The following is a 17,238-nucleotide window of genomic DNA, read 5'->3' as shown; positions in this document are numbered from 1 at the left end:
ATAACCAGAGTGTGGATTCAGGTGTCGTCGGTTCGCACGGTTTCAAGGCGAAGGCAGTTTCATTGAACACCTGCATAGGACAGTGGATGTCGGTAGCCGACGTTATCGACCCTATGTCGATCTACCACCGTCGAGGTTGATCTCGCCACCATCCGGGCTGGATTGAATCCATTGGTTCGACTAGATTCACTCCATGAGCCAGGAAACAGAAATGAAGCCGAGGTCCTCCGAGTCTCCAACAAAACGCGAGGTACGCGTTTCGGTAAAGTCGCGAGCGTTAAAATCAGCGAGCTACGTCAAGGTGACGTTCGGCGATGTGACTATTGCAGGCAATCGGCCGAGTGCGGAAAGCATCAAAGCAAACATAGAGCGAAGCACGGATGCGCTCTCGCGCATTGGCAAAAAGCTCGTTAAGCCGGGCGTGACACTATCCAAGAAAAAAGGGATTCCTCGGTTCTCCGCCGACGAGCACGACCCGACGATCTTCGTAAGGGTTTTGGATGGGCACGTCGATCGCGGCAGGATGGTCAACGGCGAGTTTGAGCCCATCGGATGAACAATCTCGCCAGCGCTGTGGCGAGTATCGTAGATACCCAACGCGATACCAGGAAGCCGCTAGCGATTATTCTCGCCGGGCACAATGGATCTGGTAAATCGACGATGTGGCGAAAGACGCTCGCCGATCAGCTCCAGATTCCCCTCATCAATGCAGACCGGATGATGCTGTCAATTTGCCGGAGCCCAATAGTGAATGCGCGTTGGCTGACTGGGCGCGCGATCTTCGAGACAATGACAGAAGCTGGATGCTTGTTGCTCAGCAAGGTGTCCAGGCGTTCGTAGGTCACGCCATGCAGGCTCAAGTGCCGTTCGCGATGGAAACGGTATTCTCGCATTGGAAGGAACACGAAGATGGATCGATCGAATCCAAAGTTGATCTAATCCGCGACATTCAGGCTGCTGGTTATTTCGTTCTTCTGTTCTTTGTCGGGCTCACTGACACAGATCTTTCCATCCTCCGTGTTCGAACACGCGTTGCCGAACACGGCCATGCAGTCGACGAAAACAAGCTCAGAGAGAGATTTCCGAGAACTCAAAAGGCTATTGGCCACGCCCTCGGCATCGCCGACGCGTCGATCCTTGTCGACAATAGCCGGGATGAAAGACGCGCGTTTTCTGTCCGCGTTGTTCGCCGCCAAAGCGAAACACTTTTTGATATCCGAAACAGTGAACGAACTGCACCTTCCGGAATATCTAAATGGCTGGACATCGTCTGTCCTGCAGTCTAATCCCTTTGAGTGAATTGTGTAGCTTTATCAATAGCATACCTCCATTGTCGATGGCGTTCCCACGCGACAGGGATAACGGGGCCGATGGTTCGTTCCGTTCAAGACCTTGACGCGGCAGCGGCGTCGGAGAATCTTGCAGCCCCGACGCCGAGCATCATCTTGGAGACAGCGACCCGCGCAGTACGAGCGAACTGAACAAGCCGCTCAGAGTTCCCGAAGCAGGACGACGATCCGGCGCGGACTCCGCAGGAAGACGGCGGGCCGGACGAACTCGATCCGGCTGCGGACGAACGTCCTTGACCTTCGCGAGCATCTCCTGCAACCGACCTAGTGCTGCGGCCGCTCCATATTGGAGATCCAGCATATCGTAGCGTGCTTCGATGAGAGTCCGTTCGATGCGATAGACGTCGGACTGCACGGAAATAAGGTCGTTGAGCGAGCGATCCCCGAGTGTGAACTGCTCCTCGTAGAGATCACGCAGTGCCTCCGCCCTGTCCAACTGCGTCCGAAGAATGCTCAGTCGGTTGCGAAGCGTAGGGACACGGTCCTTGAACGCAAGGACGTCGTCGACAGCTTTGCGAGAGGCGGTTTCCGCGCTCGTATTTGCACGTTCAACTTTCAACTCAGCCGATGCGACCTGATCGACTGCGCTCAGCCCGGCATAGGTCGGAGAACGTAGGCGCAGCATGAATGCAGGGTTGGAATTGCTGACGCCCTCGGTGGCACGAAACTGTACCTCCGCCGTCAGCTTGGGAAAGAGTGAAGCTCGCTCCGATCTGGCGGCATGCTCAGCGGCAAGGCCTTCTGCGTAGGCGGCGGCCACGGCCGGCGCATTGGCGACCGCCTTCCTGACGTCCGTTATGTCGGCAATTGTAAGTGGCAGCTCCGGAACCAGCGCGAGCGACGTCGGCTGGCGGCCGATGCGCGAGACAAATACGCTCTGCGCATCCCGGAGGGCGCCGCGCACGTCCTCAAGTGTAGATTCCGCCTCTCCCATATTGACGCCGGCACGCTCCACCTCACTGGCATCACCGACACCCCCGCTTGCGCGCTCGCGGGCCAGCGTGTTGATCCGATCATGAGCAGTGAGATTGGCTTCTGCGGCCTCCACATGCGCTTCGTGCCGTTTCAGCGCGATATAAGCTTTGGCCGCGTCGAGGGCGACTTCTTCACGCTTGGCCGCAAGATTGAACCGGGCCACTTCACTCTTGGCCGCCGCCTCGTCCACCTTCGCCGATGTCTCGTGCCAGTCATAGAGCGTCTGAGTCACACCAACCTGTACGCCCGGCAGACCGTCGGCCCCGACATTCGCGGAGGCCTGCAGCGATGGGAAATACCCCGACCGGGCAATCTTGGCGTTAACGCCGGCCAAGCTGAGATCTGTCTCAGCCGCACGCACGTCCGTACTGTGACCGAGGGCGAGGACGACCATCGCCGGTAGTGTGTTCAACGCAGCGGAGGACGAGGATGACCGTGATTTCTCACCGTCTCGACCACCAACTGCGGACGATGATCCGCCGTTTGTTGGTGTAGCGGCCGTCGAGTTGTCGCCCCTTGACTGCGCGCACCCTACCAGAGTCAGTCCGGTCGAAAGGACTAGTATCAGGCAGCCAGTGGTCGGAATTGATCGGAGCGATTTAGGGAACGAACTCAAAGCGATGTCCTTTTGACGTATGCACTCTTCAATCGCCTTCCTGGTTCTCCGCGCCGTACCCAAGTACGAGACACCAGCCTGAACCGCAGGCGCTGGATCGCGCCCATTCCGGCCGGACACCTCGCATCTTGCGTCCTCCCGGCAAACACGCACCGCGCAAAAGGACATGCGATATCGCGTAACCGTCCCGCAGTGCGCCGAACCAGTGTTCCGCACTCTCTGAACTTGGTTACACTTTACAGAAGTTAGCTACGCAGGAACCGATGCTTTCGCATTACAAGAACACGCGACAACCAAAAAAGCTGCGACCATTCGACTTTGCGAATCATCATCTTCATTTCGTGGACACGGGCACTAATGAACAACATTAGGACGGAGTGGGATGCCGCGACGTGACGACATCCCTGTCTTCGGACGATCGATGGGGCGATATCGGTCCGGCGGGCCGCCAGGATCGGACGGGACTGCTCACCAGCCCTGTCGGGCAAGGTGCATCGGCAATGACACCTTGTGGAGATTTTATTACGAATGGCCAAATTGTTAGCCGGAGAGACACCTGCCTGAAACAGACTTGGAGACCGGTCTCGCTGCCACGTGAGCGGTCGTCGAGCGGACACGACGACGAGACTGATGTCGATGCCAAGAAATGACAACCCTCCTCCTACTGAGCAGCCACTCGTGGCGGTAATGGGGTCGGGGCACGGGCAGGAGAAGTCATGAAGCCCAGCGGAAACCGCCGCAAGACGCGCGCCGGCGCTTAATCCAGTTATTTGCACATAAGTAATGATCTCCGTACGAATCGGACAGGAATGGTGAGCAAATCCAGCTCTTCCAAATAGAATCGCAAGTGAAGCCGTGGATTACCAGGTATATCTTCAAAGAGCGGACAGCATCCGTCCGACGGAAAATTACGATCCTCAACACGCCCGGAATATTGCAGACGATGTGGCCGTCGCCGGCTTCTGGACGCACCCGGTACTGGTTGAGAAAACCAGCTCGGCCCTGATGGATGGCCACCACCGACTTGCTGCTGCCCGCGCGATTGGGCTCGATCTCGTTCCCGTGATCCGCCTCGGATACGACGATCCGGCGGTCCACCTTTCAGCCTGGCGATATGGAGAGGCTTATGAGCCCGAAGACATTCTGCGCGTTGCCGCCTCGGGGAACCTTCTTCCCATAAAATCGACCCGGCACGTCATCGACGTCGCCCTCCCGTTCTGCCGCGTGCCTCTGGAAGACCTGCGCGGTATCGCCAGTGAAGGCGCAGTGATACGTCCTTCCGCGCCTCATCCGTCTCGGGTCCAACTTCTCGCGGAATACTATCACGATTTCGGGCGACGCGCCGGTATCAGAACGCTCTCCGCCGAAAAGGTTGGTTTCGAAACGGAGGTCAATCACGTCCCTCACCCAACACTTCGCCGCCTGCTGCTCGAAGACCCCGCGATGGCGGCGCTGATGCCGGCACTCGATGCCAAGATAGCGCTGGGTGCTATGGAAGACAGTCCTTTCAGAATCCAGCCCTCGGAATTGCTGAAGATAACGCCGGTCTTTCTGGATAATGCGGCGGCGGCTTCGATCTGCGTGCGCTGGGGTCTCGAGGCGCTGCAAGCACGCAGGGACGGTGCACTCGACGGCGACCGACTGCGCGACATTCTGGCTTACGGCCGCGACCTTCTTTCGAAGACTGGAGCTGCGACCTGCAAACTCATTCTCGACACACTTCCGCAATCGGTCGCCAGGGCGCTCGACGGTGAATGCGCCCCGTTTGGTTCGGATCTTGTCGCGTGGATGGCGGATCTCGCCGGATTGCCGCCCAGCGCGGCAACAGTATCCGACGGAGCCATGCACCACGGCGAACTCGCGTTCCCGCTCGAACACGTCCTGTGTGGGGGTGGGGACAGCCGTCTTGCGCTCGATCCGGCGACCGGCTTCAACCGCTACGGCGTTCCGCCTCGGCCACGGCCGGAAGCGGTGCATTTCTCCTCTTCCACGGCATCGGCCATCTCCGACTACGGCTTTCTTTATTGTGAGCTCTTTCGCCGGGATCTTATTTCGGCGGTCTCGCGCGGTGCCGATCCGAGCATGCTGCGTCGTAAGGCGTCGCTCGCCGTCGCAGCCTCGATCGCCCGCATGGTTCAGTTGGCGCCGGAAGTCGGTGATGTCGTCATTGCGCCCTCGGGCACCGATGTCGAGCTCTTGTCGGTCGCCGTCTCGCTGGCAGCGGATTCCGAAGCGCCTCTGACCAATATTCTGATCTCGCCGGAAGAGACCGGGCGTGGTGTGACCTACGCAGGCGCTGGTCAATATTTCGATGACCTGTCTGCCACGGGTCATCCCGTCAGAAAGGGAAACGTGGTATGGCCGAGTGCCCGGATCGAGTTGCACGAAATCGCCATCCGTGACGAGTCTGCGAGGCCACGCTCGATCGAGGCGATCGACGCGGAGTTTCTCGCGGCGGGGAGGCAGGCACTCGACCGCGGCCACAGGGTACTCGCGCATGTCCTGGCCAGTTCGAAGACGTCGTTGAGTGCTCCGTCGCCTGCGGCAGTCGATGCACTCGTCGCGCTCGATCCGGATCGCGTCGATATCGTGGTAGATGCCTGCCAGATGCGCGGCATCTTCGGCGATTTCGGCTGGATGGCGCAGCGCGGTCTGATGGTGCAGATCACGGGATCGAAATTCCTCACCGGCCCTCCATTTTCTGGTGCCCTCCTTCTTCCGGCCTCCATGAGAGACCGGGCGCTGGTTGTGGCGCAGATGCTGAAGGAGGCGCCCGGTGCCGGTTCGCTCGTGGAGTGGCCGACAACCTGGTTCGGTCCTGAGGCCGACGATGACAGCGTCACGAGCTGGGGACCGCTGTTTCGCTGGTTGCCGGCTTTGCTCGAGGCGGAACTCTTGGAGAAATTGCCACCCGCTTCGCGCGAGCGCGCGTTCGTTTCGTTCCGAAGCGCGATCCTCTCGCGCATGCAGAAGAGCGCCTATCTGAGATCCTTCAGATTCGAGGAGGAGGATGGCGGGGGGCAGGAAATCGACTTGGCGCGCCTCTCCATCGTCGCCTTCCGCGTCTTTGCCGCGAAGAAAGAGGGTGGCGTTGAACCACTCGATGAGAAGTCCTGCCGGCATCTGTTCGAGTTGCTGAACGTCGATGTCTCGGATCGTCTGGGGCCTCTATCGGAAGGCGAGGGCGTGATAGCGCGTCTTCAAGCCCATATAGGCCAGCCGGTCGCGCTCAGTGCGACGGAAGGCGATGTCGCGGTACTACGGCTCGTCTTGGGCGCACGCTTCTTCAACATCGTCGGACATGCCGGCCCCGGATCTTTTGAGGCCGCGCTTGTTTCGGAAATCTCGGATGCCTTGCGAGCCATCGAGAAGGTCGAACTGCTCGCTTCCAAATGGTGGCGACTGACATGACGAGCCGAGCCGGAGGTGCGGTGGCGGATGAGACCGGTGGATCGAAGCTTGATCCCGCCGACTGGGACGCATTCCGTCTGGAGGCGAGGCGCCTATTGGATGCTGCGATAGACCGCATGGCTCGAGCGCGCATGCTGCCGTGGAAGGAAGTAGGCCCGGAGGCAAGACAACGTCTGATGCCGCCGCTTCCCCAAGGTGGCCAGCCTCTGACCGGGATTGTGAATACCCTGATCGAGGACGTGATGCCCTATGCAACGGGAAACACCCATCCCCGCTTCTTCGGGTGGGTGCACGGGACCGGGCTGGCGTCTGCATTCCTGGCAGAGATGGCCGCCTCTGCGATGAACAGCAATTGCGGCGGCCGTGATCATGGCGCCGTTTATGTCGAACGCGCCGTGATGGACTGGTGCCGGCAGATTTTCGGTATGGCGGAGGGAAGTTCTGGTGTTCTGACGACTGGTACCTCTCAAGCGACACTCATCGCTCTCGTGACGGCCCGCCACCGCCTGACCGGTGGAACGGCGCGGCGAGAAGGAATCCGGACCCTGCCTCCGATGCGGGTTTATGCGGCTGCCGGCGCCCATCAGTGCGTCACCAAAGCCCTCGAGGCGATGGGACATGGAGCGGCAGCTCTGCGGACGATTGCCACAGAGGGTCCTGCAGCGGGCATGAACCTTGAGCGATTGTCTGCGACGATCGAGGAGGACAAGCGGAACGGAGACCTTCCGCTCGCGGTGGTCGCCACGGCAGGATCGGTCGATGCCGGCGCGTTCGACAGGATCGAGGAGCTTGCCGATTTTTGCGCACGAACCGGACTATGGCTTCATGTAGATGGCGCGTTCGGAGCCTGGATTTGCCTTGCTGATCAACCCTGGAGAGGGCTCGCAGCTGGAATCGGTCGGGCCGACTCGATTGCATTCGATTTCCACAAATGGGTGGGTGTTCAGTATGATTGCGGGGGTGTGCTCCTGCGCGACGGCGCAAATCATCACGAAACCTTTGCCTCCCGCCCCGGCTATCTGGCCGCCCAGCAGCATGGTCTGGGTGGTGGCGATCCCTGGTTCTGCGACTACGGCCTCGAACTTTCGAGGGGATTTCGGGCACTGAAGGTTTGGACGGTCCTGCAGTCTCACGGCTTGGACGCCATTGCCGCTAGCATCACTCAAAACTGTCGACAGGCCGCTTATCTGGCAGACCGATTGCGGAATGGGGGACATTTCCGCGTTCCCTTTGCACCTCCCTCCAACGTGTGTGTCTTCGGGATCGACCGGTCCGATATGAGTGAAGAACAACGCAGCGCCTGCAATCGCGCGATTTGCGAGCGCCTGCAATTGGAGGGCACCAGCGTGTTTTCAACGACGCGCATCGGCGGGGAAGTCTTCCTGCGCGCGGCAATCGTCAATCATCGAACGACATTTGATGACATTGACCTGACGGTGGCGGCCCTCGATCGGGCGCTGGAGACGCTATCACCCGACCACCTGAACTCCCATGCAGACCAATAGATCCTCCAGTCTTGCATCGAGGGCTGGGCTGCATCCGAGAGCCGGCGGCAACAGTAGCCCTTTTCGCTTATACCGTCCGGGAGGCGGCATCGTAGATGATCAGCACGGAGCTCTCGCCTATGAAAACGCAGTGGCTATATGATGAGCTTGCGGCCCTCGACCTTGCAGTACGGCTGGCGCTCGTCGCTCAACTGGGCGGCCGCGCCGTCTTTACCACCAGCCTCGGCATCGAGGACCAGGTGATCACCGCCGTGATCGGCACTGAACGCCTGCCGATCGAAGTGGTGACGCTCGAAACCGGCCGGCTCTTTCCCGAAACAGTGGCCCTGATCGCCGAGACCGAGGAACGCTTCGGCATCGAGATCAGACGCTTCTTTCCGGAAGAAGCGGATATCGAAGCCTATGTGGAGAAGTATGGCAGGAACGGCTTCTACGGGAGTGTCGAGGCCCGCCACGCCTGCTGTCACGTGCGCAAGCTGAAGCCGCTCGCCCGCGCCCTCGAAGGTGCCGCCGTCTGGGTGACCGGTCTTCGCCGCGGCCAGTCCGGCAACCGCGCCGCGACGCCGCTCACCGAATTCGATACCGAACGCAACCTCATCAAAGTGAACCCGCTCGCCGACTGGTCGATCGATCAGATCAGAGCCTTCGTCGAGGAGCAGGCAGTGCCGGTCAATCCATTGCACGCCCGCGGCTATTCTTCGATCGGCTGCGAGCCGTGCACGCGTCCAATCAGGCCTGGCGAGAGCGAGCGCGCCGGCCGCTGGTGGTGGGAGAACGACGAGAAGCGCGAATGCGGGCTGCATGTGCCGGATGCGTCGGATGACAGCGCCATTCCCAGCCGGTCATAGGGAAAGACTGCCCCATCCATACTTCTCCCCGCAGGCGAGGAGAAAGTGGCGGCAGCCGGATGAGGGGCTCAAGAGAAAAGATGGACCGGGTGGCGTCCCGGAGGAAAGCAAGAAGCAATGCACGTACACACATCCGAGTTCGATCCGCATTCGAAGGATCCCGTCACCAAGCCGCCGCTCGATCCGCACCTGAAGGCGCTGGAGAACGAGGCGATCCATATCTTCCGCGAGGTCGCGGCGGAGTTCGAAAAGCCGGTCATGCTCTATTCGATCGGCAAGGATTCCTCCGTCCTGCTGCATCTCGCCCGCAAGGCCTTCTATCCCGGCCGCGTGCCCTTCCCGCTGCTGCACGTCAACACCGGCTGGAAATTCGCGGAAATGATCGCCTTCCGTGACGAGATGGTGGAGCGCTACGACCTCGACCTCATCGAACACATCAATCCGCGCGGCGCGGCCGAAGGCATCACCCCCTTCAGCCACGGCTCGGCGCTCTATACCGACATCATGAAGACGGAGGCGTTGCGCCAGGCGCTCGACGCCGGCAAGTTCGACGCGGCCTTCGGCGGCGCGCGGCGTGACGAGGAAGCCTCCCGCGCCAAGGAGCGCATCTATTCCTTCCGCACGCCGGACCATCGCTGGGACCCGCGCAACCAGCGGCCGGAACTCTGGAGCCTCTACAACGGCATGATCCGCCGCGGCGAGAGCGTGCGCGCCTTCCCGCTCTCCAACTGGACCGAGGTCGACATCTGGCGGTACATCCAGGCGGAGAACATCCCGCTCGTGCCGCTCTACTTCGCCAAGAAGCGCCCCTTCGTCGAGCGCGACGGCATGATGATCCTCGCCGAGGACCCGCGCCTCGAACTGCTGCCCGGCGAGGTCCGCCAGGAGGGCATGATCCGTTTCCGCACGCTCGGCTGCTTCCCGCTGACGGGCGCCATCCGCAGCCACGCGACCACGCTCGAAGACGTGATCGCCGAGCTCGAAATCGCAACCGTGTCCGAGCGCCAGGGCCGGGCCATCGACCGCGACCAGTCGGGATCGATGGAGAAGAAGAAACGCGAAGGATATTTCTGAGATGACCGCAAGCGCCCTCGCAACCGCCACCGCTTCCGCCCTTCCCGAGAGCCATCCGGAGGCCGTCCGGCGCGACTCGCGCCCGCTGCGCCTCATCACCTGCGGCTCGGTGGACGACGGCAAGTCGACCCTGATCGGCCGACTTCTCTGGGATACCAAGGCGGTCAAGGAAGACCAGGCGGCGACGCTCCACCGCGACAGCGGCAAGCAGAACGACCTCGGCCTGCCCGACTTCGCGCTGCTCCTAGACGGCCTTCAGGCCGAGCGCGAACAGGGGATCACCATCGACGTCGCCTACCGCTACTTCTCCTCGGAGAAGCGCTCCTTCATCGTCGCCGACACGCCCGGCCATGAACAATATACCCGCAACATGGCGACCGGCGCCTCGACCGCCGACCTCGCCGTGCTGCTCGTCGATGCGCGCACGGGCCTGCTCGAACAGACCCGCCGCCACGCCACCATCGCCTCGCTGATGGGCATCAAGCAGTTCGTGCTGGCGGTCAACAAGATCGACCTCACCAATTACGACAAGGCCGGCTTCGAACAGATCGCCCACGATTTCAAGGCGCTGGCGCTCTCGCTCGGCGTGCGCCAGGTGACGGCGATCCCGATGTCGGCGCTGAAAGGCGAGAACGTCGTCTATTCCGGCCAGGCGGTGATGCCTTGGTATGACGGCCCGACGCTCATCGAGACGCTCGAGCTTGCGACGCAGCGCTCCAGCCAGACGACCGGCTTCCGGCTTCCGGTGCAGCGCGTCTGCCGTCCCGGCGAAAGCTTCCGCGGCTACCAGGGCACCGTCGCCGGCGGTTCGGTGAAGCCCGGCGACAGCGTCGCGATCCTGCCTTCCGGGCAGGTCGCCAACGTCAAGCAGATCGTCACCTTCGACCTCGTGCGCAACGCCGCGGTCGCGGGCGATGCGATCACGCTGGTGCTCGACCGCCAGGTCGACGTCTCGCGCGGCGACCTGATCGTCTCCGTCGATGCACAGCCGCAGACGGGGCTCGCCTTTGACGCCCAGCTCGTCGCGCTGCAGCCGGAAGGCATCCAGCCCGGCAAGCGCTACTGGCTGAAGGCGGGTGCGCGCCGCCAGCGCGTGCAGGTGCAGCCGGTGAGCCAGCTCGACCTCCACAGCGGCAAGTGGAACCCCGCCGAAAGCCTCCCGATGAACGCCATCGGCAAGGTGCATCTCGCCTTCGACGAACTGGCGATGTTCGACCCCTACGAGCAGAACCGGGCGACCGGCGCCTTCATCCTGATCGATCCCGACACCAACAATACGGTGGCCGGCGGCATGATCACGGCGAAGCGCGCCGATCTTTCCGGCCTCAATGCCGGCGAGGCGCAGGTGATCCTGTCGCTGCCGGCGGACCTCGCCGACCAGTTGATGGCGACCGAGCTTCTCGCAAGCCGCCGCGACGAGGTGGAAAGCCGCCGCCTGACGACCGCCGCCGCCCGCGATCTCATCGACGGCATCGACGGCTGATCTCTCCCGATATCTCCGCTTACCTCCCACCCGCCCCCTCACGGGGGCGGTTTTTTTTCGTCCCGCAGGCAGCGCAGCAGCTACGCGGGCTGAGGCAGCCGGTAATGCAGCCGGACGCAACCGCGGTCCATCGCCTCGGCGCTGACGAGTTCCAGGCTCGCCCGGAACCCGGTGAGCGGGAAGAGCGGCTGGCGAAAGCGTGGGCGGAGAGCGGCGCGGAGGTGGGATAACAGCGTCGCGCGGCGGCGATGCGGCCCTCGCGTTCGGTGCGGCTCTCCACCATGGCGATGGCGACGAGTGCTGGAAATCACGGTTCTCCGGGAAAGCGGCAGCAGGCCAGTTGGTGGAAACCCAGGCGACGTTGGTGGAGACGACGTGACGGCGGACCTCCTCGGCCATGGTAGGCCAGTTCTCCTTAAGGGCGAGGAGAAAGTCTGCGCCCTTGGCGCGGATGGCTTCGGCGATTTCACGCTGGCAGCCGGCGGGATCGAACGTGACGAGCGCACCTTTGAGTTCCAGCCTCTCCAACAGCAGAGGGATGGCCCTGCTCTCCCCACCCTTGGTGCCGATGGGCTCCTGGCCGAGCACCAGGCGCTGGCGGCTGGCCCAAGCAGATACCGGATGCAGCGGATGGGCATCCCGACGAGCTTCAAGCGATTGCCCTGGGCTAGCACCTGTCGCTTTGAGAGAAATCGGAAAAGCGCCTAGTGTCCTCCGTCCTGGGACAAAGGACGATTGATGTCAAGAGCCAAGACATCGTTGTCTTGCTGAAGCTGATTAGCCTGCAAGACCAAGAACTCGATAAAGGCGCAGATCAACTGCGAACTAAATCACTTGGGGGCGACCCTTACTCGGTGCGCAATCTTGAAGCCTTGCTCGGAATTAGCAAGACCGAAATCGCCCAACCGATCAAGAGAAGCATATCTTCCGGGATCGCGCGGAAGGATAGCCGTTCGAATGAACCTCGGCCACACCGGCGAAACCTGGTTGACTTCATTACGCACGGGCTGAAGTTTGTGTTTCCAGCACAAGTCGGACCGACGCAACGCGTCGTTCCGACGGCATTCGCTGCGCCGATGCTCCAGCAGCTTCTCGTCAGCGGCGGGACCTACAACTACGTGTGGCCCTACGCCGCCGGAAAGGAGATGGGCAAGCGGTCGATCCGCTCTTTTGAAGCGTGCCGGAGGCAGCTTTGAAAGACGAACGGCTTTATGAGTACTTGGCGCTGGTGGATGCGATCAGGCTTGGCAATCAGCGCGAAGTCAGCCTCGCCGCCGGTCGCCTGAAATCGAGCATCTTGAGCAAATGAACCGGTCCGCGATCAACTGCTGGAAATGCCGAAAGCCGTTGCGATTGCGCTCGGCGAAGACCTGCGTGAGCGCCTGGTCTTTGTCGACTGCTGCACGACAGCGCTATTCATCACCGACCCGGTAACGCTTGAAGATGTCCGCGCCACCGATGATATCGACCTGATCGTGGATCTCACCGGCCTGGCGGATCGCCTACAACTCCTGCCGCAATCGGCACTGCCCAAAGTGCCAGGGCGCGGCGGCACGGACATGGCTTGCCGAACGCGAGGCCGATCTGCGCCAGTCGGCTACTTCCACGTCCTGTTCACGCTGCCGGCCGAGGTCGCCGACATAGCGTTCCAGAACAAAGCGCTCGTCTACGACCTGCTGTTCAAGGCGGCGTCAGAGACGATACTGACCATCGCGGCCGATCGCAAGCATCTCGGCGCGCGCATCGGCATCACCGCCGTGCTCCACACCTGGGGATCGGCGATGACGCACCATCCGCATGTGCACATGATCGTGCCTGGCGGTGGCATCGCGCCGGACGAGAGCCGTTGGATCTCGTCGCGGTCGGCCTTCCTGCTTCCGGTGCGCGTGCTCGGCAAACTGTTTCGACGGCTGTTCCTCGCCCGGCTGGTCGCTCTGCACGACGCCGGGCGGCTCGGCTTCTTCGGTGCACTTGCTCATCTCGCCGAGCGGCGGGCATTCTTGCGGCATCTATCGCCGGTCCGAAAGAAGCGTTGGGTGGTCTATGCCAAGGCGCCGTTCGCAGGGCCGGAGGCAGTGCTCGCCTACCTGTCCCGCGACACCCACCGGGTCGCAATCTCGCACCGCCGCCTGATCACCTTCGACGAGACTGGCGTCACCTTCCGCTACAAGGACTACCGCCGCGACGGCTGCGACCGACAGCAGATCATGACGCTCGCGGTCGATGAGTTCATCCGCCGCTTCCTGCTCCATGTCTTGCCGCGCGGCTTCCATCGTATCCGGCATTACGGCCTGCTCGCCGGCTCAGCCCGAAAGACCAGCCTCGCGCTCGCTCGCGAACTGCTGCACGTCGCCGCACCGGCCGATGACGACACACCAGGCGAACCGGATGACTTCCGCCCGCCCATGCCCCCTGCTGCGGCGGACGAATGATCGTCATCGAGATGTTCGAACGCTGGAGGCAGCCGTGAGGACCACCGGATGCGACGGCGACGAACCGGGAGACAGCTTCATGACCCGGCATGGCATGGTCCAGGCTTCGGCCGCAGGCGCCTCGCCTCCGGCAACCGACCCACGCGCATTCGTGGTGATTATCGCCGCCGACAGGGTCGCGACGAGCCGGGCGCCGGGCCGGCTATACCGCGCGGATGCACAACGAAGCGGCCTGTCCGCATCCATCACCCCACTCTTTGGCTGCGGTCGCGCCACCGCAGACATCAGCCGTAGATCGAAATCTCCATAGCCTCCGACTGTGGTCCGCGGGTTCCTTCCTCGGGGACTTTCGTACGCCTGCCGGCGCCCGAAACTCTTCACGTTTTCGGACAGGATGTTTTTGGTAGGCAGCGAGGTGTTAGCAGACGGTCAGCATAGTGGAGGTGAGACGTCTCGCGGCCTTGAAATCAGGCTGAACTCTCTTGGGAACCCCGTTCTCCAAAATTTAGCGCCGGCGGGACTTGCGCGTAAAAAGAAGCCACTAGATACTTTGGTCTGCCAGCAGGAGGAAAAACCATGGCAAGGCCTGACAACCTCGGCAACCCCGATCCTGGTCGCCCCGAAGATCCCGGTCGTCCTGATGTGCCGCCCGGTCGCCCTGACAACCCACCCGGCCGGCCGGACAATCCGCCGGGCCCTCCTGACAGCCCCGTTGTTCCTCCCCGTCCTGTAGGCTGAAGTGGTTCGTTACATCGGTGCCAGGCCGTCAAGTGTTCCTGTTTGGGAAGACCGTTGGCCTGGTCGGCTCCAATTTGAGTTGAATGCAATCGCCAGGCACGCCGTCGGTGACATCATCATCGATGATCATGCGCTGGTCCAGCGCCAGCTACGCGTCGATTTTGTATGGCCGTTAGCGGACGGCGCACATGTCGAGTTGGAAGCCACGTACCCCAGCTCCTTTCCCCGTCTCCGCCCACAGGTGAAGTTGAAGGCCGAGCCGGACACGTTTCCGGCGCGCCATGTGGGACCGAATGGAGAACTGTGTCTCTTGGGTCGCGACAGCGGCCTGTGGCAGGCCAAGACCACTCTTGCAGACTTGCTGACGAGCAATCTTGAGAGCGCTCTCACCAACTCTGGTCCCGAGGATCCTCAAGGGGAGCCGATCGAGGTGTGGTGGAATGGAGTTCAGCGTTTCGACCACCCCAATTACCTTCTGGTGGACAGCGCTTGGGATGTTTCTGGGTTCGAAGGTGGGGTCGCCGAAATCATCTACCGCTTCGAGCTCCTGGACGCCCGACCTCGCTTCGTGGCGGCTGTCGATAAGATTTGGGCAGGAGACCGCGAGACTCTGCTTTTCGAGCGTTCCTTCACGATCCCGAAGGAGCTGGTATCCGCAACCAGGTTGCAGGTCACCTGGCGGAGAGACGACGAGCTTCCGCTTCCGAACCATGACCGGCTCCAGGAGCTGCTAGACCGTCTGGATCATAAGGGCTGGCATCAAAAGACGCCCTTGGGTATGCTGAGGATATCCTTGACTGCCCAGCGAACGGAACTGCAGCACGACACTGAGGGTGACGGGTTCGTCTGCGTGGTCGCCCTGACCCGTGGGTCGGGAAAAAAATCACAGACGCGCAGGTTCAACGTCCCAGTATTCCGGGCTGGTGAGCGGGACATCGGTTACCGCGTCCCGTCCACGCAAGTTCTAAGACGGTCGCGTGTGGCGTTGATTGGCCTGGGCGCTCTAGGGTCGCCTTTGGCCGTCGAGCTTGCGCGCAACAGAGTGGCCGAACTCACCTTGGTCGACCACGATGTGGTAGAGCCAGGGAACTCTGTGAGGTGGGTCATCGGAGCGTCTGCCTGGGGCAAGCGCAAGCCGCATGCAATAGCGGCCCACATCGAGGCTGAGTATCCCTGGACGAAGGCTACTCCGTTTGAAGCCAATGTCGGATTAGGCAGTGGTCATGGCGACGAAGCGGAACTTCTGTCGCGGATCATCGCGCAGGCCGATCTCGTCATCGATGCCAGCGCGTCCACAGGTGTCACCTGGTATCTGTCTGATGAGTGTCGGCGCCTGGGTAAGACCATGGTCTCGCTCGCTGCCACTGCATCCCTAAAGGGTGGTACGGTGAGCTTGTATCGACCCACTTCGGGATGCCCTATTTGCCGGGAACATGCCTACGTCGAAGGAACGATTCCGAGGGCACCCGGCGCGACTGACTATTCGGAGCTGACTCAACCACCTGGGTGCGCGGAGAACACGTTCACCGGAGCATCTTTCGACCTTCAGGAGCTTGTGTTGCAGGCGGTTCGTCTTTCGGTTGAGACCCTTGACGATGGCGCCGGCAGATCCTCAGTCGTTCAGACGCTTTCGCTGCATGATGGCACTCGCCGAACGCTTCCTGCCTGGACCGAGAATGAACTTCCAGCTTCACCCAGATGCGGATGCGTCGCCTAATCTGGATACCCGCTCCGATCGCTTCCGACATTATGTCCGAGGCGGATCGGTGGTTCGATCTGGAAACTGGTGGGTTGTTCATGGGCTATTGGGCGAACGAAACCGAAGTGGTGGTAACCGCCCACATCGAGGCTGGGCCTAACGCTCGTAGAGAGCGCAACCGTTTCGAACCGGATCTCGGATGGCAGCAGGAGCGCATCGACGAACAATACGCTCGCTCCCGCCGGCTGGATCAATATCTGGGCGACTGGCACACCCACCCGCGGGCAACCACGGCTCACCTCAGTCATACTGACCGGGCGTGTGCTCGCCGGATCATCTCGACCCCAAGCGCTCGGCAGGGTCATCCAGTAATGATGCTGCTCGTTGGTGAGCCTGGTAGCTGGCAGATGGCGCCGTTCATATGCGCACTCGGACGATCCTGGGGATTGTTTCCTTCTGTCCGCGAAGAGTCCGCAGAAGTTCGACTATATTGACCTTTTGTCAGGCGCCCCATTTAGGGCTGCAAACGCGGAGCTGATCATCTCCCATGTCGTTCAGAGAAAGCATGTCCTCTGGTCCGTGCCAGAGCGGGCACTTGAATGCGCAAGAAAAGCGCAAGATCAACCCTTTGCAATGCGAGGGAACAACCTGCTTACCTCCTCGCGCCGGAGAAGCGATCGTCCCAGCGTCAGCTTTCGGGAGCTGGTCACGTCCACATGGACGGCAGAATTGAAGGTGCGAAGCTTACGTGACTTCCGCAGTTGGCCCATTGCAGCCCTCGCATCAAGGTGATCTGATGGCTCCCTGTATTGACATCCTGATGTTGCCCGCAGATGAAACGTAGTTGCCCCAACTACTGTTAAGGGTGATCGACGCACGATGAACTTGGCGAAATTCTCGTTGGAACCGCATCAGAGGGAGATGGTTTGTTGTTTCTGAAATCCTTAAAACACAATTTGGCTGTTTTCTGGGGAGATTGGCGAGGCAAGCTTATCATCTATAGCGTGGTCTGGCCTGCTGCCGGTTTTTCGGACACCGAGTTAAGCTAATCCGACCTTGTTTTCAAATTCCATCGGGCTAAGATAGCCCAGTGTCGAATGCCGACGCT

At 61.3% G+C, this 17,238-nt stretch carries 10 protein-coding genes and 4 pseudogenes; 11 read left to right on the top strand and 3 right to left on the bottom strand.

The features are described from left to right. Nucleotides 1-211: 211 nt before the first annotated feature. Together NHF53_RS05170 and NHF53_RS05165 are read left to right on the top strand one after the other, a co-directional pair. Nucleotides 212-556 carry a hypothetical protein gene (locus tag NHF53_RS05170; RefSeq protein ID WP_252833364.1) on the top strand — a complete coding sequence of 115 codons (345 nt, stop codon included), beginning with the start codon at nucleotides 212-214 and terminating at the stop codon, nucleotides 554-556. 202 nt (nucleotides 557-758) lie between these two features. Next, nucleotides 759-1,286, top strand: coding sequence for a hypothetical protein (locus NHF53_RS05165; protein WP_252833363.1), 528 nt, complete (start codon nucleotides 759-761; stop codon nucleotides 1,284-1,286). Between the two features lie 154 nt (nucleotides 1,287-1,440). Here NHF53_RS05165 and NHF53_RS05160 read toward each other — a convergent pair whose 3' ends face one another. After that, nucleotides 1,441-2,718, bottom strand: coding sequence for a TolC family protein (locus tag NHF53_RS05160; RefSeq protein ID WP_252833362.1), 1,278 nt, complete (start codon nucleotides 2,716-2,718; stop codon nucleotides 1,441-1,443). 1,077 nt (nucleotides 2,719-3,795) lie between these two features. Here NHF53_RS05160 and NHF53_RS05155 point away from each other — a divergent pair. From NHF53_RS05155 to cysN, 5 genes are all read left to right on the top strand, one after another. Then, nucleotides 3,796-6,351 (top strand): ParB N-terminal domain-containing protein, encoded by a 2,556-nt coding sequence (locus NHF53_RS05155; RefSeq protein WP_374591033.1) that lies wholly within the window; start codon nucleotides 3,796-3,798, stop codon nucleotides 6,349-6,351. A gap of 20 nt (nucleotides 6,352-6,371) precedes the next feature. Next, nucleotides 6,372-7,856 (top strand): aspartate aminotransferase family protein, encoded by a 1,485-nt coding sequence (locus NHF53_RS05150; RefSeq protein ID WP_252833360.1) that lies wholly within the window; start codon nucleotides 6,372-6,374, stop codon nucleotides 7,854-7,856. A 119-nt stretch (nucleotides 7,857-7,975) separates the two neighbouring features. Continuing rightward, a complete protein-coding gene (locus NHF53_RS05145; protein ID WP_374591030.1) occupies nucleotides 7,976-8,704 on the top strand; it encodes a phosphoadenylyl-sulfate reductase in 729 nt (242 codons plus the stop codon). Nucleotides 8,705-8,821: 117 nt separating this feature from the next. After that, nucleotides 8,822-9,778 (top strand): sulfate adenylyltransferase subunit CysD, encoded by a 957-nt coding sequence (gene cysD / locus NHF53_RS05140; RefSeq protein ID WP_252833358.1) that lies wholly within the window; start codon nucleotides 8,822-8,824, stop codon nucleotides 9,776-9,778. A 1-nt stretch (nucleotide 9,779) separates the two neighbouring features. Next, entirely contained in the window at nucleotides 9,780-11,261 is a 1,482-nt protein-coding gene (gene cysN / locus NHF53_RS05135) for a sulfate adenylyltransferase subunit CysN (protein ID WP_252833357.1), read from the top strand. Between the two features lie 80 nt (nucleotides 11,262-11,341). On the opposite strand, the pseudogene NHF53_RS05130 reads toward cysN, so the two are convergent. After that, nucleotides 11,342-11,452 (bottom strand): annotated as a pseudogene (locus NHF53_RS05130) (dihydrofolate reductase); the annotation flags it as partial. After that, nucleotides 11,452-11,894, bottom strand: a pseudogene (locus NHF53_RS05125) (ISAs1 family transposase); the annotation flags it as partial. The pseudogenes NHF53_RS05130 and NHF53_RS05125, both read right to left, overlap by 1 nt. Nucleotides 11,895-11,995: 101 nt before the next feature. Between NHF53_RS05125 and NHF53_RS05120 the strand changes: the two are divergent. From NHF53_RS05120 to NHF53_RS24270, 4 genes and pseudogenes are all read left to right on the top strand, one after another. Continuing rightward, a pseudogene (locus NHF53_RS05120) lies at nucleotides 11,996-12,570 on the top strand (hypothetical protein). Nucleotides 12,571-12,758: 188 nt separating this feature from the next. Then, nucleotides 12,759-13,731 (top strand): annotated as a pseudogene (locus NHF53_RS05110) (IS91 family transposase); the annotation flags it as partial. Nucleotides 13,732-14,432: 701 nt separating this feature from the next. After that, nucleotides 14,433-16,148 (top strand): ThiF family adenylyltransferase, encoded by a 1,716-nt coding sequence (locus NHF53_RS24150; protein WP_252833356.1) that lies wholly within the window; start codon nucleotides 14,433-14,435, stop codon nucleotides 16,146-16,148. After that, the gene (locus NHF53_RS24270; RefSeq protein ID WP_374591027.1) at nucleotides 16,130-16,624 is read left to right on the top strand and encodes a Mov34/MPN/PAD-1 family protein; all 495 of its coding nucleotides are present in this window, start codon (nucleotides 16,130-16,132) and stop codon (nucleotides 16,622-16,624) included. Before NHF53_RS24150 ends, NHF53_RS24270 begins: the two co-directional genes overlap by 19 nt. Nucleotides 16,625-17,238: the final 614 nt, after the last annotated feature.

The sequence above is a fragment of the Ciceribacter sp. RN22 genome, assembly GCF_024054295.1.
GTDB classification, from domain to species: domain Bacteria; phylum Pseudomonadota; class Alphaproteobacteria; order Rhizobiales; family Rhizobiaceae; genus Allorhizobium; species Allorhizobium lividum.
The sequence above is the reverse complement of the archived record's forward strand: the minus strand, read 5'-3'. Positions and strand labels throughout refer to the sequence as shown.